Raw genomic sequence first — 20,465 nt, forward strand, 5'->3', positions numbered from 1 at the left:
ACATAAAACCTCCCACGTTTATATTTTTAGTTAATAGATTAACCGGCTGCACCGAAAACATTATGATTTTGCTTTTATGTTACTTTATTACGTGATAAAGAAATCTTTTCATCAATCCACTTATCAATATCACTCTCTAAGAATGCTATTGCTCTTTCACCAAGTTTTACTTGGGCTGGGAATTCATTACGACTAATCAGGCGATAAATCCAAGCCTTACAAAGGCCAGTTCTATTTAGTACTTCAGGTAAACGGATAAATCTTTTTCTTTCGTTCATATATTTCCTCGTCGTTGTTTTGATGAGGTTATTATTCGAATATCGCTTATGATAATCAACACCTGTTTTTTCGGAATTATTGCGTAAATGAGTGTTTTTTGTACAGATTAGAAAGGAATAGTTTGAGTGCTGTTACAAGACGGGGCTTAGAGGGTTTTAGCAAAAAGTGCTATTTTTAGAAGCAGGAACGAGATTTTTAAAATATATTTATTTATCAATGAATTATGTTAATTTAGTTTAAATTCTATACCGCGGAGGATACCCACTTAACAGCGCATCCCCCTTTGCTCGCTTTATCTCAATCCATCAATGCCGCTTTGTGGTAGTGATAGAACTGATTTTAAACTGAGTTCAATTCGACTGATGATTGCTTCTCGTGGGCCACTGCGCCAACCCGCACTTGCATAGAAATCATCAAGAACGCTTTCCATCTGTTCTTCACTTTCAAAAGCCCGTATCAGGTAGTAGCTGTCAGCATCGTGCAGAGAGTTTCCGTACGCAACCACATCGATACCGTTCCGGGTATGAAGTGGAACACTGACTTCATGCATGATCTGATGAAAGTCAGATCCAGAATCTTTTTTCAGGGTGTATTGTAGTATTTCGACGATCATATCCTTCATACTTTCTCCATCAATGACCATGAGAAACTGTTTCAATGACGCTAACGCACTCGGCTGGTTAAAGGAAGAAGGGCTGTTAGTTTTAGTCTAGTTATGATGTGGGTAGCAGAAGCGACGTTTTTTGTAAGAGGGGACATAATTGACACGCCATTTCTATCTAATATTACTTTAGCTTCCTTACACGGAATGTCAGAGTTGTTCTTGCCAACAACTCGTCAAGAGATTTAAGCTGTAGGTATACTAATGAGTTATCACGCTGTTCGATAATCACCGAATGGGACTGTTGGTATATTTGTTGGTACTGAAAATTGTCTGTTATGTTTTGTTACTTTTTTAACATAGGGTTAAATGCGATGTTCGAGTCCGGCCTTCGGCACCATCGGAACATCAATAGACGTCAACGGACGTCTTTTTTTGTGCCTGAAATCCACGCCACGCAAGGCTTTCCGCGATTTTCCTTTCAACAGAAGTCAATCTGAATCCCCCTACATCAAGTTGCTTGTGAGTATAGAGATGAGCATATATTTTGATTCGATATTGCTTATATACCCACCACAGTACGACGAAAGGAGAACCGTTATGGCCCTGCTGGCGATCCTGAAGCAGATGAAGCAGTTCTGAGGCGAGCATGAGCTGATTTTATTGGCGATCACTATCCTCGTAAGCCGATGAGTGAAAACACGGTGAACAGTGCATTGCGGGTGATGGGCTATGACATCAAGGTTGAGGTTTGCGGTCACAGGTTCCGCACGATGGCCTTTAGTTCGTTGATTGAATCAGGGCTATGGTCGGGAGATGCGGTTGAGCGACAGATGAGCCATATGGAACGTAATTCGGTACGGCTGCGTATATCCATAAAGCTGAACATTTGGATAAACGCAAATTAATGCTGCAATGGTGGGCGGATTTATTGGATGCAAATCGAGAGAAGGGGATTACGCCGTTTGACTATGCGAAAATCAATCGGGGTAATATTTAGCATATATGTTTAATTATATTCGCTCGGATTTGACCTGATACAGCTATGGCACAGAGCTAAACCTAATCTGTTGGCAGCTCTGTTCCATAGGCGGAAGTTTATCTTTGTAGCCAAGATGCCAGTTAGGAAGAAAATAGAGACAGGAAAGATGATGACTAAATCAGTCTCCCACCCGCACAGCGCGCTGGGATATCACTCTCCGAGAGAATACCAGCGGCAGCGGGCATAATTAATTTAAGCTACAAAAGCTGTCCGGAGATGGCGGATCAAGATCAGCCGGAAGATCTCTAAAAGCGAATGATTCGTTTTGCTGGGATGCTTAGATTGGTAAAAAAGTGGTGAAGCCATCAGATCGGAAGTGGATGGCGCAGTATGCAGTCTAACACTGAGGAATATTGTGATAATGAAAAGGGTACATATGTAGTAATGTGATTTACTCCCATAGCAAACGCAAACCGTGGCAGTATTACCTTGGCTGCTTCAGGAAAGGGGGGCATCACATCACGACATTTTCTTCCACAGTAGGGTCATTAGCCTGTTGTTCGCTCCAGACTCTGGTTCTTACCAGCCAGTATTTCGGCTTTTTTCATAGTTTCGACTAATTGTTCTGAGACCGCACGGATGACATTCATGCAGACAGAGTTGCCAAATTGCTTGTAGATCTGGCCCTGTGAAACAGCATCGACGATGTAGTCGTCAGGGAATCCCTGTAGACGTGCACATTCGCGTGGGGTCAGCTTGCGCGGGTTCCTACCCAAATGTGACTGGTCAATCAAGATTTCGGAGCCGTCCTTGTAATAACGGGCACTGATGGTATTAGTGTATTCGCTGTCCTTGTTGAAAAGAGAATAGCCGAAACCGTTACCTTTCTTTTTGTGTTCCAGTTTCCGTTTCTGGTGACCTATCCACAGTTTATCCGAGATGGTATATCTGTCTTGTGACAGAGGCAGACGATCGAGGTCTTCCAGAATGTCACCAACACGGGTCGGAGTCATAGGAGGTACCGGCCATCTGAATACACTGTCGAAATCCACGCCCCTATAATAGTCACGGTCAAAACCAACGATGAAAATACGTTCACGGTTCTGGGGGGCACCGAAGTCACCTGCACGCAGTACACGGTAATCAACCCAGTAATTGAGTTTTTCGGACAGAGCATTGCGGGCATCCTCACTAATCGGGATATCGTCCGGAACGGAATGGGTTCCGTTGCCCCGCAGGATATCGAGAATGGTTTTCAGGGTACGGCCCTTATCATGTCCCTGCAGTTGCTTGACATTTTCCAACATGAATGCCTTTGGACGCTTGGCTGTCATGATCCGCTGGATTTCGAAGAACATGGTTCCACGGGTGTCGCTGAAACCTTTTTTCAAACCGGCCTGTGAAAAAGCCTGGCATGGAAATCCGCCAAGCAGTACATCGTGATCAGGAATGTCGGATGCCGGAATTCTAGTGATATCACCTTGGGGCATTTCGCCGAAATTCGTTAGATAGGTCTTCTGGGAGAACTTGTCCCATTCGGATGAGAATACACAGTGCCCTCCCTGCTGCTGATAAGGAAGACGAATACCGCCGATACCAGCAAACAGATCGATGAAGGTGAAATTGCATTCATTTTCAGGCTTCTGGCGGAAAGGTGCGTTTTCCAGATATTCAGTCATCTTCTTTTCCAAATCGAGAATGGCCTGCCATTTGACGGAAGACGGTTCATGTTCCTCTTCTTCCCATCCTCGGACCGTACGTTCACCGGCGGCACCGAGTCCGAGAAGATTGGCAAATTCGGTGCGACCTATGCCTAATTTTTTTCTCATTTTTTTGATATATTGGAATTTATTCTTACTGTCCATCCCATACTCACCTTATCCGGTTTTATTCCCGGCGATAGTATCACTGTACGGATGATCAATCAATGAGGGGGTCTCATGTCTGTCGACATTTCTAGGCATAGTCCGAATCTTTTCGGACTGTAAAAATTTCGCGAGTCAGTTCTACCAGCTTTTCTCCAGTTGAATACAGTCGAAGTAGTTCTAGGGGATCCTGGTAATGGCAATGAATCGGCGGATATTCGGACAGACAGTCAGCTTCCGTAACCAGAACCTTTCCCCTTTCCGCAACATGGACAGCCCTGAGTGGCTTTTCTGTTCCAGGAAAAATGAAATGGTTTGTGATGTGGGTACCGACCGGCACTAGGTAAGAAAGCGCCTTCTGGTAGAAAAACTGTTTTACCAGATCCGGCCAACCAGGAGCACTATCCGGTGTCTTCGCATCATAGTATTTGGCATCTATGATCGCGACGTGCGTTTTTTCTGCATTGTGGAGAACCGTATCCGTTCTCTGGTTCTTGTTGGCAACGGGAACAAACTTGTCACTGCCGGCCCGATACACGGGTATAGGCAATTTATTGTTAACTCGGTATTTACCCACCAAGCATTCATCCAACATGGCTTCCCACAGACTGTGAAACTTCCTGACACCGATAAGAACCCCGCCATTCCCCGTTCCTCTCCCTGTTTCAAGATACATGATCAGTCTGCGCAAAAGGAAAATATCCCTTTCGGAATAGCTGAACTGCAGTTCTCTTCTTAGGTGTACAACCCATGAGAAAACATTTCCCTCAGGACGCGGAACATTCTGCAGTCGTTCAGGAGTGCCCTGAGTGCCTGTCCAGAGCATGCCGTATACCTGATAGAGCTCCCTCATTACAGAGGCATGAATCTTTGCTGTCTCGCTATCGGTGAGGTAGCGCGAACGTGTGGTTACAGAATCGATATATACAGGCCCTGATGGGCTAGGATAGGCAGTCCCTCGAGCAATAGTCTCCGGCCATACAACTTTTCCGGAGTTGGTTGTATCGACTCTAATCCGGCGGACATAGAGACCATTCGTCTGATAGTCGTCAATCAGTGCAGTTGCCAACGACAGGGATTCACCACCGATAAGTCCGGTTCCTGCATCCCCATCAAAAACACCGGTATCTCTATCTCGGTAAAATTTCAGGAGTGAGCGGAGCAGATAATGTGCTGAAAGAGCCTGCGATTCACGAGAAGAGCTGTTATTTCGTGGCAGAAATACAGCCAGACCTCCACTGAAAGACATGACACCACAGAAATGGATTTTCTGCATGTCGGGAGCCAGCAGCCCCCTGTTTCTCAGCTCATCGAGCACGGTTGCAGGAATACTGCGATCGGTGACAGGTGTCCTGTCTGAAAGATACAGAATATCAGCTGGCAACATCTTGCGGATCTCTGTTCATGTCAACAGGAGTGCCCACCCCTTCAAGTCTGTTCTCTACGGCAGTGGAGAAAACAGCCATGTCATTGCGAAATGCTGCAGATAGGTTGCCGAAAGTCCTGAAGGTAGACGCAAATATTTTCTGGTGTCCGACATGTCTCAGCACATCATCCCACAAATAGATGAACAGTTTTCCGCCAAGGGCAGCTTTCGCTGCTTCCCCATTTTCCAATTCTTTAGAATCTAGGAAAAACGGGCCGATCAGACGATCCTCAGCTATTTCACATTCGACAAGGGTGTCATTAATAATTTGAGCAAAATCGCGCCAGAGTACCGAATATTTTCCTGAATTGGTGGTGAAAACGATTTCGGTTTGTGGGATCTCCGGTTTTGATAAATCGATTGGCAGATATTCGAAATTCCAGCGCCGTTTGAATGCAGTATCTAGCGGCATAACTGCCTGATCACTGCTGTTCATGGTAGCCAGTAGAGACATGTTGGACGGGATCCGTAGGCTATCGACAGGAGTACATCCCATAATACCTAGTTCCGTATTAATATACGCGATCATATCCGGATCAGTGGCATTGATACTGTAGGTACTCGTTCCATCAGGCTCCCTGTCTAGAAGCTGGAAAAGCTCGCCGAAGACAGCTGCAGCAGAAGCACGGTTGATTTCTTCGATAATGAGACAGACCTTTCTGTCTGGACGAGCAATGGCCAGTATGAGAGCGCAGGTAAAGGGGCCAGGTCTGAAACTGTAGGTTATGCTGCTTTCGCCCTGTTCATCCTTTTCCATTTTAGGCTTCAGGGCACCGACAAAATCGTTATGCTGAGTATCAGGATGGAAAACTGTGACAATCTTTTCTGCACCGTCACTCATTTCACCATGGACCCTGTAACTTTTTCCCGTACCGGGTGCCCCATAGAAGATTCTGTTCGTTCCACCGGTCACTCTAGGTCCGGATACGGAGGCTCTGGTCGATGACTCGAAAAAGAACTTGCCCTCTCTGTTCCGGATACTCATCCCTAGCCATAAACCGGAAACCAGAACCGATATTTTTTCAAGTGAATCGGGAGTATCCAAGAGCCCCTTTCTGATGAAAATATATTTCTCCAGCGGAACAGAAAAATGGACGGGATTCTGGACATACAGCGCATTGCCGGGTTCCCTAGATGGGCGGAGAAGAAATGCTCTGTCTATATCATTCCATGAAACAAATTCGGCATCGGGGTCAGTCCCCAGTAAAGGCTCAAACTGACCGGACCAGCCAAGGGTTGTCATTATTCTGAACAGCAGTTCATCCCCATCAGGAGCACTGAACATATAAGGAAGACTGGGCATATATCTCCTTTGAAGGTAATCATATGTTTCTTGAGAACGCACCAGCTCAAGAATCAGGGTACCGAGTGTTTCCGAGCTTACATTCGGGACCGGCAATGATGCCAGCAAGACCGATTTGACAAAATCATCGGATTGCCTATAACTCTTTTTCCCAGTTTTTGAGCTCGTGTTTATTAGATTTTTTGCCTCAAGTCTTGTTCTGGGATCTTTGAAAGCCCAGAAAAAGTTACTGCGGCTGTAGATGTCCAGAGAAACGAGCGCCTTCTCGTTTGACGTTCCGCTTTCGATCATTGCTTCGAATTCTGCCGGAAACATATTTTTTTTGATTTCTTCGAATACAGAGATGTAGTTGTCCAGTAGTCTTACAAATGGCCCGATCTTTAGCATATACATCAGATACTGGCATGGTATATAACAGTGATACCCGCTTCCAGTTTCCATCCGTGCTGTATGGTCCAGCAATGTCAGTCCGGTTGTTGATAGAACCGTTCTTGTTTCATCATCGAATCCGATCTCATCGAATTGCCATGCCGATTCAGGTTCATTTTTGAACCAGTTCATCACCATATCCAGTTCTGAAAGCATACTTGTCCCGTCCTTGCATGAGAATAATTAGTCATACTTGATCCAGAGATTTCTGGATATTGTCTGTCGCATGTTTTCAATAAATTTCTTGTTCTGGTCCGAAAACTGAGAGTTTTCATACTGCCCCATAAAAAACAGCAATTCGGCCAGTGCACAGCCCTGGTCTTTCGCCTGATTTTTCATCACGGGATGTTCAGTATTGATGGTAATGAAATGATCGTCCCCGTAACCAGGTTCCCACAATGAACCGTCGGCTGTTTTACCGAAACGAATATCGATGTCGTCAGGAGCAGTCATCATTACCCTAAATCTAGGCAGATTACCGCTTTTTCCAGAAAATAGGAGCCTAAATTCGAGTAGGGCATTGAATATGATAGCCAAGGCATCACTGAAACCTGAACGGTAAATATTATAACGGTCGGCAATGATATTACCGAACATGTCAGTATTGTCCTGCCCGATTGTGTCACATCCCTGAATGTTGTTCACCAGATCCTTTACCGGACTCGGCATGAATAGACGGGCATACTTTTTCCCTTGGTGAGCAAGCGATTTTGCGATCCTATCACCGGAAAACCTGAACTCTGAAAGACCCAGAAGCTCCGCGATTTCATATATCATACGGACAATTCTACAATTTTCAGGCAGATGTTCATCCACCCACGTGGACAGTGCTGGTATTTCCGCTTTAAGCTTGTCGGTTGGAAGATTTGTCACTTCCAGCCCGAAGGTACTCTCGAATGACTCTTTTTCGCTGAAAACGGCAGCGCTTGCTGCTACCTGATAGACAAAATCTGCAATTATCAGATCTGATTCATCGAATATTCGATTGAACAGGTCAATCGGCAACGGAATCCTGTTCTGCCAGAAAATCAGTCCATCTACCCTGTAACTGTGGTTTTTGTCGTTAAGGTAACGCTTGAAATCGGCCAGATCGTATTCATATTTCATTCTAAATCCTCCTCCGGATCCGGCAGTTCAAGGCTGAGATAACGAAGACTCTCACTGACCTTCTGGCGGAATCCTTTCAGGGTGTGCTTGTTCGCTTCTGAGTATTCACCATGCTCGGCATTTGCAAGGCTCCACAGAAGCATGTCGAGAGCTTTCATGGCTTCTACATTGTCCTTGCAGACATCATACATTCTCAGGAAATATGGATGCGACTTCCCAAGTGTTACGCAGGTATTTCCATCAATGTCACATGACGGCTCCCAGAGATTGTCACCCATCAGGGAGTTTTCTTCGTGAACCCTGACAGTCTTGTCCTCATAGACGCGTATATCGTTGATTACTGCAGGTTTGGGCTGGTTCTGGTTTCTGATGGTGACTGTTTCGCCATCAACATTTATATCGGAGTTTTTTGTACGGTTTTTCTGCTTATCTATCGCATTATCTGCAGGACCATGTGCACGTGTCGAACCCGACTGTTCAGATTGTTTTTTTGACGGAACGGAAAGTAGTGCCTGACGCCATGGAGCAATCAGCGACTGCAGTTCCCTACGGATTTCAACAGGGATTATCACTCGGCTTTTGCGGAAATCGATACTGAATACATCATCAAGTTCATGGGAGAAAACAAGCTCGACACGCAGACGGGTGATCTTACCTTCCTTTTTATACATTCGGTGAGGCCAGCCGTCATTCCATATCAATCGGTCTTCACGATAGATATAGAACCCTTGGTTATCCAATCCGTATCTCACAGCCTCCTGCTCTTCCGCAGTCAGCTCATTCTGCGATGGAATCAGGCTTCCTCTGATTGTGAAAGAATAGCTGTTTCCGTTGAGCTCGACGCGGATTTTCTTTTCTTTCAAGAGCTGGGGACGGGCCCCGCCACTGGTAACAAGTTCAGTAGACAGGGGATCCCATCCTTGGAGAAGGACTTCGGGTTCATCCGCAATTTTGAGTGAAATTTCTACGTTTCCGGAGGAAAGATATTTGAAAAAGACGGCACTCAATTCGTCAACAAGTTCCTTGCCGAGGGTCCGGATCTGATCAAGCATCTGTCTATCACTGCCTGGCTTGATCAGACGATCAATTTTTTCCCAGACAATCATGGTGCCTGAATTTCCGGAGAAATCCTCAAGAACTTTGAAATCGTCGTAATAGTCGTTTTCATCTGGGGTCTCGAGTTCCCAGCGATCTTTTTCACTAATCGTATCGAGATCCCAGATACGGCCTACTGCAGTTCCTTCTTTCTGTGAAAGTACCACCAGTCTACGGCAGAATGCCGTAGACGCAGTTTTCAGCCCCATTCCGAATTTGCCCAGTGACTTCGGATTCGGCCGTTTTTCGGAACCATACCGCATCGCATTCTTCAGCTCGGACTCAGTCATTCCATCACCGTTATCGGTAATGACTACTCGGAACTCACCCATCAGATATTGGAGCTCGATGGAAATTTTCGTAGCATTAGCTGCTATTGAATTGTCTACAATGTCAGCAAATGCCGCTTTTTCACTGTATCCCGTATCACGGAGGCTTTCGACCAGCCTCGCAGCAGAAGGGCGGAAATCATTTTCCTGTAATTCAATTTTATCTGTCATTTTTTTATCGATTCCAAATATTCCAGCATCAGCTGTTTGTCTGTTTCTTTATAGTCGGCCACTGCAACAACCTGCTCGCTAAGCTTCTGTTTCATTCGTATCCGTTCATCGATCATTTCTTCGACAGTATCCGCGTAATACATGTAATAAACACTAACCACAGATTTCTGTCCGTTTCTCCATGCTCTTGCCGTAGCCTGTGCCTCAAGGGCCGGATTCCACTGTCGGCAATAGTGGATTACATTGGTGGCAGCGGTGATATTTAGCCCCATACCGGCTGTTTTAGGGTGCAACAGCAGCAGATCGAATCCGGACGATTTGGAAAATCTGTCAATCAGCGGCTGCCGTTGTTCATTTGGAGTCCGTCCGTCAATCACTCCTGGGGTGATGCCATAACGTTCCCTAACTGCAGCACCTAGCAGATCGAGTGCCTTCTGGAATGTGGCAAAGATGATGACTTTTTCTCCGGATTGTTCTATGCCGTCCAGTTCCATCATCAGTAGTTCGAATTTGGCGCTGTGGAGGCATAGGGATTTGACATCATGGGGTATGCTCGGATCTAGAAGAGCCGGATGTGCAGTAAACTGCTGTAGTTTGTTGATCAGGGGTAGCATACCTCCTCCTCCGTTTGCCGCATCCAGCTGCATCTCCTCAATGATGGATTCATAGGTATTTCGTTCCTTGTCTCCTGCGGTAACAGCTCTGTGAATATCCATTTTTTCAGGCAGCTGTGTCAGGACATCTTTTTTCATACGTCGCAGGGTTATCTGCCGGAGACTGTTTTCAAGCCCGTGTAGATCCGTATTGAGCGTTTTGGACAGTTTGCGATGTACATAACGAGATCTGAAATCCTGCTCGTTTCCGAGAAAACCGGGGAAAACAAGGTCACAGAGAGCCCAGACGTCAAGAAGGCAGTTCTCTACAGGAGTTCCCGACATTGCAACGGAAGCAACAGAATCAAGACGTCTTGCTGCAAGAGATCTTCCCGACCGAGGATTTTTCAACATACTGGCTTCATCATAAAGTACAAGGTCAAACGGGATTTCTTCCAGCATCGAAATATCGGAACTCAATACGGTATAGGGAGTAACAATTATATTGTGCTCGGAAAGATCTGAACTGAGACCGCTCCTGTTCTGCCCATAATGGAGAAAAGGTCTGAGTGAAGGAGCAAAAAAAGAAAATTCTCTGATCCAGTTGGCCAGCAGAGGATTGGGTACAACAATAAGGATCCTACCTTCAGGATTGTGTTCGAGAACATCGCAGCACAGGGCAATCACTTGAGCAGTCTTACCCAGACCCATATCATCGGCAAGGATGGTACCCACACCGTTGGCTGCACAGAAGGTCAGCCATGCAACCCCTTCATTCTGGTAGGGGTAGAGTTCCCTGACAAAGAGTTTATCGTGGAGTGATATTTTCTGCTGCTGTGCCCTGAGCTTCTCTACAAGGGATGATGGAAGAGTGTCAATAAGTCCATCACTGTATAGTTTGCGAAGTAGTTTGAGCAATCCGGGGAGTGACAGCTTGTTGCAGGCAGATACGGAGAAATCCTTAAGTCTGTCACTGACAAAATACACCCGTTTGCCATCAGCAATAAAATAACCGTATTCCACCAAAGAATTCACCTGATCAGGAGTAAGCTCTGCCTCCCTGAAAAACAATCTGAATGAAGGCGATGGTTCATGGCTGAACCGAAATTTCAGTTCAGCTGGGCGTTTTGAGATGACCAAAGTAGTTTCGCTGTCTCTATCATCAGCTACAAATTTGCCAAGTCTAAAAAGCAATTTGGGATCGATTGGATACCCGTCCTGCTCGACAATGCCGTGTTTTATCGAATAAACCATTCCATTTCCTGCAGTCAGCTCAGGTTCTAAACTGGTCTACCTTTTTCAGAACCAATTTTCAATTCTGAAATCTAGTTTACGAAATCAGATATGTTTGTAAATGCACTAAATATACAGAAATTCTTGCTCAGATAATCGGCGTGTGAGATTGAGGAAAGACCTGATACCCTCAGTGTCAGGATTGTTACTGATGTAGCCCCCTGAAACACCAGACAGTAGCTGTATCTCCAGATAAGAGATAGGCTTGAATATATGTCTAACACTAACGCCAATTTTGAGATGACTGGGATCCTGTTAGGGCAAGAAGTCCGTAAACGTAAAATTCTTTAGGAGAAGATCGCCATTATCCAGCAAACGATGGAGCAGGCATGAATGTCTCCCATGTGCCCGCCTGCACGGTATTCAGCCAGGCCTGCTGTTAATGTGGAAGAAGCAGTACCAAGAAGACAGCCTTATCGTCGTTGCGGCCGTAGAGGAAGTCGTTCCCGCTTCTGAGCTTACTGCTGCTCTGAAGCTGGTCTGGGAGCTTCAGCGCCTTCTGGGTAAGAAGACGATGGAATTTGAGATCCTGAAAGAAGCCGTGTAGTACGGCCAGTCGCGAAAATGGATAGCGCAGGAGCCCTTGTTGCCAAAGGACGGGTGCTGTAACCGGCGTAATGACGAAGCAGACGCTGAAATACTGTCGGATACCGGCTACTTTCCTCTCAGTTCTGACTGCACCCGAATGAACGTTCTGCGCTGCAGTAGCTTTTGGTTCGCTCTTTAGCAAAATAGCTCAGACAGAAAGTGAGTTTATCGTAAATTGTATGTAGGAAAACGATTGCTATTTATTGCCGCAGGTCAATTCCCTTTTTGCTCGCGATCGCACATAATGCGCCCCCAGTTTGCACACTGGGAATCCAGGAGAGTTCATGTACTACCCCTTCGTTCGTAAAGCCCTTTTTCAGCTCGATCCAGAGCGCGCTCATGAATTGGCATTCCAGCAATTACGTCGCATTACCGGCACGCCGCTCGAAGCGCTTGTCCGCCAGAAAGTACCCGCAAAACCGGTTACCTGTATGGGGCTGACGTTTAAAAATCCACTCGGGCTTGCTGCCGGACTGGATAAAGATGGGGAGTGCATTGACGCACTCGGCGCGATGGGATTTGGCTCCATTGAGATTGGTACCGTGACGCCGCGGCCTCAGTCGGGTAACGATAAACCGCGTCTGTTCCGTCTGGTCGATGCGGAAGGTTTGATCAACCGCATGGGGTTTAATAACCTGGGGGTTGATAACCTGGTTGAGAACGTTAAAAAATCGCATTTTGACGGTATTCTGGGGATTAATATTGGTAAGAATAAAGATACCCCGGTAGAGAATGGCAAAGATGACTATCTGATTTGTATGGAAAAAGTCTATGCTTACGCCGGTTATATCGCGATTAATATCTCTTCACCAAATACGCCGGGATTACGTACACTGCAATACGGCGAGGCGCTGGACGATCTCCTGACGGCAATTAAAAATAAGCAAAATGATCTGCAAGCGATCCACCATAAATATGTTCCGGTGGCGGTAAAGATCGCGCCGGATCTTTCTCTGGAAGAACTGATCCAGGTTGCTGACAGTTTAGTTCGTCATAATATTGATGGCGTAATTGCAACTAACACTACTCTCGATCGTTCTCTCGTTCAGGGAATGAAAAATTGCGATCAAATGGGGGGCCTGAGCGGTCGACCATTGCAATTAAAAAGTACAGAAATTATTCGCCAGCTGTCTCAGGAATTAAAAGGTCAACTGCCGATTATTGGTGTTGGCGGTATCGACTCGGTGATTGCCGCGCGTGAGAAAATAGCTGCCGGTGCAACCCTCGTTCAGATTTATTCAGGCTTTATTTTTAAAGGCCCGCCGTTGATTAAAGAAATCGTCGCCAATATCTGAATGCTACCTTAATCACAATCCAGGGCCTTATTTATGGCCCTGGTTCATTTAAATTCCCTTGCTGTTATCGGGTTTTACCTTGAAGCGGTATTAGTAGCTGCCAGATCTCACGCTTTCACCGCTTTCCCCGCAATTACTCCGATAAACTCCAGCACCTGCTTTTGCTTGCGCGCGGAGAGCTTTTCTACTTTGCGCAGCGATTGCATCAGTTCTGACTCTTCGGGCTGGGGCGTTTGGGCGGTGAGCACGATGCAGCCTTGCATTACGCGCACATCGACGCGGGTGCCGGTGTCGAATCCGGCGGCTTTCAGCCACATCCCCTTCATCACGATGGACGGAAACTGGACGTACTTCACCGGCAGACGGCTGTAATCGGGATAACGGCTCGCATATCCCACCTTCAGGCGACGGTTATCTGCGGCGTGCACTTCTGGATCAAACGAAACTGCAATACAATGCGTATCAGTCATGGTGACTATTCCTTGTAAATAGTGACTGTGATCAGCGATGCGGGGGTGTTGGTAGCACCTTCGCATCGCGCTAATAAAACCCCTGTAAATTACGCCAGTACCTCGGGTGAAGTCCAGATGTAAATACAATGAAATAAGCGCGATTAGCACGCTTTTGGAATAAATAGAAAACGCCCTCATCCCAATAAATCCGGTATTATTCAGCGTATAAATTCATCACCTTTTACACGCCCAAATATTCCCGCGTTCCAGAAAACAACGCCTGTCTGCATCAGGCCAAAAATGCGATCTAACTCACTGAAGCAAATAGCAAACTCTGAAACAAGCATGTTTTGTACACTTTGCTTTACACTTTTGGTGATGTGAATCACAAATATAAACCCGCGAAGTGATCCGACTCTCACAAATTGGGGTGTACTCATTGAGCAATACATTACGAGCACAGCCTGGAAAGTTAAGTTTTCAGTATTTCCACTCTCCGCAGACACACTACGACGAATGGCAAATCGAAACGCAAAAAAAAACTTGTTGAATATGAACGGGTAAAAAAAAGCCATGTGATTTGCATCACTCACATTTACAGCTTTTTAAATTATTGCCAATGATTAATGTTGACCGTGCTATTTCCATAATCAATCAAATCTTGCATAGTGCCTGCACATTATTTCTCCCCCTGGTTCAGGAGGTGAATAGTTATATTTCATCAAGGCTTACTGATGAACCCGATATGCTTTACTTCACATTAATACGTACATGACCACTGTTACTGGAGAAACAAAATGAATTATCCGGCAGAACCCTTCCGTATTAAAAGCGTTGAAACTGTATCTATGATCCCGCGTGATGAGCGCCTTAAGAAAATGCAGGAAGCGGGTTACAATACTTTCCTGTTAAACTCGAAAGATATTTATATTGACCTGCTGACTGACAGTGGCACCAACGCGATGAGCGATAAGCAGTGGGCCGGAATGATGATGGGTGATGAAGCCTACGCGGGCAGCGAAAACTTCTATCATCTGGAAAGGACTGTTCAGGAACTGTTTGGCTTTAAACATATTGTTCCGACTCACCAGGGCCGCGGTGCAGAAAACCTGTTATCGCAACTGGCTATTAAACCGGGGCAATATGTTGCCGGGAATATGTATTTCACCACAACCCGTTATCACCAGGAAAAAAATGGTGCGGTGTTTTTCGATATCGTTCGTGACGAAGCGCACGATGCCGGTCTGAATATTGCGTTTAAAGGTGATATCGATCTTAAAAAATTACAAAAGCTGATTGATGAAAAAGGCGCAGAGAATATTGCGTATATTTGCCTGGCGGTGACGGTTAACCTCGCGGGCGGCCAGCCGGTCTCGATGGCGAACATGCGCGCGGTGCGTGAACTGACGGCAGCACACGGCATTAAAGTGTTCTACGATGCCACTCGCTGCGTGGAAAACGCCTACTTCATCAAAGAGCAAGAGCAGGGCTTTGAGAACAAGAGCATCGCAGAGATCGTCCATGAGATGTTCAGCTATGCCGACGGTTGTACCATGAGTGGTAAAAAAGACTGTCTGGTGAACATCGGCGGTTTCCTGTGCATGAACGATGACGAAATGTTCTCTTCTGCCAAAGAGTTAGTTGTAGTCTACGAAGGGATGCCATCTTACGGCGGCCTGGCTGGACGTGACATGGAAGCCATGGCGATTGGCCTACGCGAAGCTATGCAGTACGAATATATTGAGCACCGTGTGAAGCAGGTTCGCTACCTGGGCGACAAGCTGAAAGCCGCAGGCGTACCGATTGTTGAACCGGTTGGCGGTCACGCGGTATTCCTCGATGCGCGTCGCTTCTGTGAGCATCTGACGCAGGACGAGTTCCCTGCGCAAAGCCTGGCTGCCAGCATCTATGTGGAAACTGGCGTACGCAGTATGGAGCGCGGAATTATCTCTGCGGGTCGTAATAATGTGACCGGCGAACATCACAGACCGAAACTGGAAACCGTGCGTCTGACTATTCCACGCCGCGTTTATACCTACGCGCATATGGATGTGGTGGCTGACGGCATCATTAAACTTTACCAGCATAAAGAAGATATTCGCGGGCTGAAGTTTATTTACGAGCCGAAGCAGCTACGCTTCTTTACTGCACGCTTTGATTATATCTAAATTATTTTTATGGCCCCATCACTGATGGGGCTTTTTTGTTTTCTTTTTCCATGAACAGGAAGCCTTTGCGGTGCCCGTTACCGTGACATAACTAAAAGAAGCAAACCCTGACTCCGACATTTTTATTATCCGCATGATGTACAAATGACAGCTGTAATTATAACGAATAGTCTACAGGAACATTTATCATGGATATTAATGCCATTGAGCGACAGAGTAGTACCCCCGGACTGATTAGCGGAACCATGTTGGTTATTGCAACCGTTGTGGGTGGCGGGATGTTTTCCTTGCCGATTGCGATGGCCGGCGTATGGTTTCCCGGCGCCTCTGTTATTCTTCTTTTTATTGCCATCATGATGTTATTAACCGGTCTGATGCTGGTCGAAGTTAACCTGCATTATGGCGCTGGTGCCAGTTTTAATACCTTTACCCAGGATTTATTAGGCCGAAAGTGGAATATCGTGGTCGGTATCGCTTTCGGCTTTGTGCTGTATATTCTGACCTATGCTTATATTTCTGGTTCGTCAGCGGTGATGGCGCAAACTGTGTTCAAATACAGCGGTGTGCGCTTTCCGGCGAATATCTCGGTGGTGATCGTCAGTATGCTGGTCGGGGCGATTGCCTGGTACAGCTCACTGCTGGTTGGGCGCATCACTACCGTGTTGATTATCGGTAAATTTATCGCGTTTTTTGCCACCTTCTCCGGGCTGGTCGGTCATATCGAAGTGGCGAAGCTCGTGGACAGCGTGGCGGTAGCGCTGCCGAATTCGCAGTACCTGCCGTATATTCTGATGACGCTACCGTTCTGCATTATCTCGTTTGGTTTCCATGGTAACGTGCCGAGCCTGGTCAAATTGTATGGCAAGGGCGGTGTCTCACATATTACGCGTTCGATTATCATCGGTACGCTGTTTGCCCTGCTGCTGTATATCTTCTGGCTGGGCGTCACGATGGGCAACATCAGCCGTTCCTCGTTCCCGCCGATTATCGCTAAAGGCGGCAATATTGACGTGTTTGTCGAGGCGATCAGTGAACTGTTCACCAGCCGCTATATGGACCTGATCCTGACCTTCTTCGGCAACTTCGCGGTGGCCAGTTCCCTGCTGGCGGCAACCCTCGGTCTGTTCGATTATATCGCCGACCTGTTTCATTTCCCGGATAACGGCGTGGGCCGCCTGAAAACTGCGCTGGTGACCTACTTCCCGCCAGCCGCCGTTTGCTTCTTCTTCCCGAACGGTTTTGTGCACGCAATCGGCTATGCCGGTCTGGCCTTTACCATCTGGAGTGTGATCCTGCCGCCGTTCCTGGTGAAAGCCGCGCGGAAGCGTTTTCCGACAGCCACGTATACAGCGCCCTGCAACAACACCGTGCTCAACCTGGTGATTTTCTGCGGAGCGGTTGTCTACCTGACAGTTGTTCTTGACGTATTGGGTCTGCTGCCAACGTTTCGTTAGACGGAGTCAAAATGAAAAACGTGTTGTCTGTTCAGTCGTCAGTCGTTTATGGCTATGCCGGGAATAAGGCCGCGGTGTTGCCGATGCAGCTCTCGGGTATTGATGTCTGGCCGTTTTACACCGTACAGTTTTCCAACCATACCCAGTACGGGATGTGGCAGGGGATGGCGATGCCGCACGGTGAGTTGAGTGCGATCATCAGCGGGCTGGACGATCTGCAAAAGCTCGCCCAGTGCGATGCCGTGTTGTCGGGTTATCTCGGTGATAAACGTCACTGCGAAGAGGTAAAGCACGCGGTTACCACCATTCGTCAGCGTAACCCACAGGCGCTCTACTTTTGCGATCCGGTGATGGGTGATCCGCAAAAAGGCTGCATTGTCGCGCAGGGTGTGGAGGCCTTTTTTGTCGATGACGCCATTCAACTGGCCGACATAATGGGACCAAATCTCTATGAACTGGGTGTGCTGACGGGCAGACAACTGCGTAGTTTTGACGAAGTGGTGGACGCGGCGCAGCAACTGGTGGCGTGGGGCGTGAAGAAGGTGCTGGTGAAACATCTCGGCGACTGCTCGCGTGATAAGCAGGCGTTTGAAATGCTGCTGGTGACACCGGAACAGACGTTACACATTGCCCGGCCGCTGTATACCTTTGCCAAAATGCCGGTGGGTGTTGGGGATCTGATTTGCAGTGTGATGTTGGCTTCGTTGCTGAATGGCTTTGAGGATAAACAGGCGCTGGAGCGAACGACAAGTGTTGTCGATGCGGTAATGCGGCTGACGAAAGAGCATGATTCGTATGAACTGCGGCTGATAGATGCGCGTCACCAGATAATGGATCCGCAAATTCGCTATCGGGCAGCGGTACTGTAGCGCCACGAGGGGGCTCTATGTTTCTGACATTGCTGCGGCTTCAGCATCCTCTGGTCTACCGTTTCGCGTGGCTTCGTCTGTGGGTGGCGGTGTTAAGAGCATGCGGACTGCGTAAGAGAAAGGGGTGAGCATTTTACGCTGCTGTCGCTGCCGGATGCGGCTCGCGCCTTATCCGGCCTACAAATGAGCGTGAAACGCAGGCCTACAAATGAGTGTGAAATGTAGGCCTGATAAGCGAAGCGCCATCAGGCATAAGTGCCAGGTATTACACGCGGAAGTAGCGTGGTGGAATCAACGCGGAAAAGGCGTCGAACTTCTTCACCATCTTTTTCCAGAACAACATAACAATAATCCTCGATTTGAAACATCGGCGCTATTTTAGTCAGCGCCGACAAATCGTAAAGTCTGTTGCCTCGTTCCGTTCCCGGGGCGGTGTAAACCTTTTTGGTCACTGTGTCGTCAAATACGATTGCCGCGAATTTGACGGGGTTGACAATGGGTTACGCCATAAACCAGTAATAAAACAGACCGACTTTCAGGCCGAGGATCACAATGTAGGCGCAGCAGTATTTCATGGTGCCAGACATAATCTGGTTGGCCTGACCGTCCATTTTGGTGGCAGAAACCGCGATGGCGATGCTTTGCGGCGAAATCATTTTCCCGCCCGTAGCGCCAGAGGTATTGGCCGCCGCCAGCCAGTTGGGATCGATATGTAATTTGCTGGCAGCTATGGTTTGCAGCTTGCCGAACAGAATGTTCGAGTTGGTATCGCTGCCGGTCACAAACGTGCCCAGCGCGCCAATCACCGGGGCGAGGAAGACGTACGAGCTGCCGGTCAGATCGACAATCGACTGGGCCAGCGTGGAGATAATCCCGCTGAGATCCATCACCGTGGCCAGCGCGACGATCGCCATAATTGCGACGATAGAGTTTTTAAGCTGGAAAATCGTTTTGATAAATACTTCCAGCATCCCACGTGCGGACGCTCCCTGAATAAAACCGCCGATAATGGTCGCAAAGATGATCAGCATCCCCGGCGTGGTCACCCATTCAACTTTCAGCGCCATCGTTTTGCCGTCAGCGAGCGTGAAATGCAGCACCGAAGCCAGTTGGGACGCTGCGCCTTTTATTGTCGGGAACAGCGGCGAACACAGCAGGATAAACACAAAAATAAACAGATAAATAGAGCCAACCCGGAACAACACTTTTGCCGAGCGCGGCGTGGTTTCGCGGGTATGGCTGACCTCAATGCGCCACTCGGGATCGGTTTTCCCTTTGCGCAGGCGACTGACCATCGCCACGGCAAACAGGCTGACCAGGCTACCGGCAAAGGCGGGTAATTCCGCGCCAAGATGGATGGCGACAAAATATTGCGGAACCAGCGTGGTGGTGCCGCAAATCAACGTGATCAGAAATACGCCGCGAATGGCTCTCAGGCCGCCGCCAATAATGCAGACAATCACAAACGGCAGCAGGATATTAAACAGCGCGAGCTGCAAAATAATGGTTCCGCCCAGGGTATAAACCGGCAAGTTAACCTGTTCCGCCAGTATGGAGACGGGAATACCCACCGCACCAAACGCTGTAGGTACGGTGTTTGCCACCAGTGACGCAATTGCTGCCTTCAGCGGGTTGAATCCTAGTGCGATGAGAATGCCGATCGGAATGGCGACCGCCGTGCCATAACCCGCCGCGGCTTCCAGGAATCCACCAAAACACCATGAAATCAGCAGCACCTGAATACGCTTATCTTCGCTAATGCTGGCGAGAATATCGCGCAGAATATCCAGCGCTTTGGTTGCCTGCATGACGTTATAACTAAAGATAGCGCCGAGGATCACAATCACAATCGGCCATAATCCCTTCAGTGCGCCATAGCCTATTGCGGCTTGCAGATTCTGTACCGGCATCGCCCAGAATATCGCTGATAGCGCGGCGGTGAATACTAAAGAGATCAACACAGAATAATGGATGGGCATTTTCAATTTCAATATTAAAAATACCATCAGTAGTAACGGAGAGAGTGCCAGGGCAAACATAAAATATTCGTTCATTACTATTCCTGATTGGTTCATTAAACCTGATTTATATTTATGGCGAAAAGGCTACATTGACGCATAAATAAAATATGTAAACTGAATCGCTTCATTGAATAAAGTAATTATG

The 20,465-nt window shown here is 47.4% G+C and carries 14 protein-coding genes and 3 pseudogenes; 6 read left to right on the plus strand and 11 right to left on the minus strand.

Translation table 11 applies throughout. The features are described from left to right. Positions 1-74: 74 nt before the first annotated feature. On the minus strand, positions 75-278 hold the full coding sequence (locus NNO02_RS18675) for a helix-turn-helix transcriptional regulator (RefSeq protein ID WP_271455464.1): 204 nt from the start codon (positions 276-278) through the stop codon (positions 75-77). A 293-nt stretch (positions 279-571) separates the two neighbouring features. Continuing rightward, positions 572-901, minus strand: a complete 330-nt coding sequence (locus NNO02_RS18680) for an NIPSNAP family protein (protein ID WP_271455465.1) — start codon at positions 899-901, stop codon at positions 572-574. Between the two features lie 588 nt (positions 902-1,489). On the opposite strand from NNO02_RS18680, the pseudogene NNO02_RS18685 reads away from it, so the two are divergent. Continuing rightward, a pseudogene (locus tag NNO02_RS18685) lies at positions 1,490-1,880 on the plus strand (tyrosine-type recombinase/integrase); the annotation flags it as partial. 530 nt (positions 1,881-2,410) lie between these two features. Here NNO02_RS18685 and dcm read toward each other — a convergent pair. The 6 genes from dcm to NNO02_RS18715 all read right to left on the minus strand — a co-directional run bounded on the left by dcm (position 2,411) and on the right by NNO02_RS18715 (position 11,434). Continuing rightward, the gene (gene dcm, locus NNO02_RS18690) at positions 2,411-3,727 is read right to left on the minus strand and encodes a DNA (cytosine-5-)-methyltransferase (RefSeq protein ID WP_271455466.1); all 1,317 of its coding nucleotides are present in this window, start codon (positions 3,725-3,727) and stop codon (positions 2,411-2,413) included. Positions 3,728-3,818: 91 nt separating this feature from the next. Beyond that, entirely contained in the window at positions 3,819-5,114 is a 1,296-nt protein-coding gene (locus tag NNO02_RS18695; RefSeq protein ID WP_271455467.1) for an LlaJI family restriction endonuclease, read from the minus strand. Then, on the minus strand, positions 5,101-7,041 hold the full coding sequence (locus NNO02_RS18700) for an AAA family ATPase (RefSeq protein WP_271455468.1): 1,941 nt from the start codon (positions 7,039-7,041) through the stop codon (positions 5,101-5,103). Before NNO02_RS18700 ends, NNO02_RS18695 begins: the two co-directional genes overlap by 14 nt. Positions 7,042-7,068: 27 nt before the next feature. Next, positions 7,069-7,992, minus strand: a complete 924-nt coding sequence (locus tag NNO02_RS18705) for a hypothetical protein (RefSeq protein WP_271455469.1) — start codon at positions 7,990-7,992, stop codon at positions 7,069-7,071. Then, entirely contained in the window at positions 7,989-9,587 is a 1,599-nt protein-coding gene (locus NNO02_RS18710; RefSeq protein ID WP_271455470.1) for an ATP-binding protein, read from the minus strand. Before NNO02_RS18710 ends, NNO02_RS18705 begins: the two co-directional genes overlap by 4 nt. Beyond that, positions 9,584-11,434 carry a DEAD/DEAH box helicase gene (locus tag NNO02_RS18715; RefSeq protein ID WP_271455471.1) on the minus strand — a complete coding sequence of 617 codons (1,851 nt, stop codon included), beginning with the start codon at positions 11,432-11,434 and terminating at the stop codon, positions 9,584-9,586. The genes NNO02_RS18710 and NNO02_RS18715 overlap by 4 nt, the downstream gene beginning before the upstream one ends. Before the next feature lie 336 nt (positions 11,435-11,770). Between NNO02_RS18715 and NNO02_RS18720 the strand changes: the two are divergent. Then, positions 11,771-12,073, plus strand: a pseudogene (locus NNO02_RS18720) (transposase); the annotation flags it as partial. Positions 12,074-12,138: 65 nt separating this feature from the next. Here NNO02_RS18720 and NNO02_RS18725 read toward each other — a convergent pair. Further along, positions 12,139-12,240: pseudogene (locus NNO02_RS18725) on the minus strand (inovirus Gp2 family protein); the annotation flags it as partial. Positions 12,241-12,345: 105 nt separating this feature from the next. On the opposite strand from NNO02_RS18725, the gene pyrD reads away from it, so the two are divergent. Further along, positions 12,346-13,356 (plus strand): quinone-dependent dihydroorotate dehydrogenase, encoded by a 1,011-nt coding sequence (gene pyrD, locus NNO02_RS18730; RefSeq protein WP_271455472.1) that lies wholly within the window; start codon positions 12,346-12,348, stop codon positions 13,354-13,356. A gap of 107 nt (positions 13,357-13,463) precedes the next feature. Here pyrD and symE read toward each other — a convergent pair whose 3' ends face one another. Then, positions 13,464-13,826: an endoribonuclease SymE gene (gene symE / locus NNO02_RS18735; RefSeq protein ID WP_271455473.1), complete on the minus strand. Its 363-nt coding sequence runs from the start codon at positions 13,824-13,826 to the stop codon at positions 13,464-13,466. A gap of 779 nt (positions 13,827-14,605) precedes the next feature. On the opposite strand from symE, the gene NNO02_RS18740 reads away from it, so the two are divergent. From NNO02_RS18740 to pdxY, 3 genes are all read left to right on the plus strand, one after another. After that, on the plus strand, positions 14,606-15,976 hold the full coding sequence (locus NNO02_RS18740; RefSeq protein ID WP_271455474.1) for a tyrosine phenol-lyase: 1,371 nt from the start codon (positions 14,606-14,608) through the stop codon (positions 15,974-15,976). A 188-nt stretch (positions 15,977-16,164) separates the two neighbouring features. Beyond that, positions 16,165-17,430 (plus strand): aromatic amino acid transporter, encoded by a 1,266-nt coding sequence (locus NNO02_RS18745; protein WP_271455475.1) that lies wholly within the window; start codon positions 16,165-16,167, stop codon positions 17,428-17,430. Between the two features lie 11 nt (positions 17,431-17,441). After that, on the plus strand, positions 17,442-18,299 hold the full coding sequence (pdxY, locus tag NNO02_RS18750; RefSeq protein WP_271455476.1) for a pyridoxal kinase PdxY: 858 nt from the start codon (positions 17,442-17,444) through the stop codon (positions 18,297-18,299). A 500-nt stretch (positions 18,300-18,799) separates the two neighbouring features. On the opposite strand, the gene NNO02_RS18755 is transcribed toward pdxY, so the two are convergent. After that, complete coding sequence (locus NNO02_RS18755) at positions 18,800-20,353, minus strand: L-lactate permease (RefSeq protein WP_271455477.1); 1,554 nt, start codon at positions 20,351-20,353, stop codon at positions 18,800-18,802. Between the last annotated feature and the right edge of the window lie 112 nt (positions 20,354-20,465).

Source organism: Citrobacter sp. Awk 2 (assembly GCF_028069815.1).
GTDB lineage: Bacteria > Pseudomonadota > Gammaproteobacteria > Enterobacterales > Enterobacteriaceae > Citrobacter.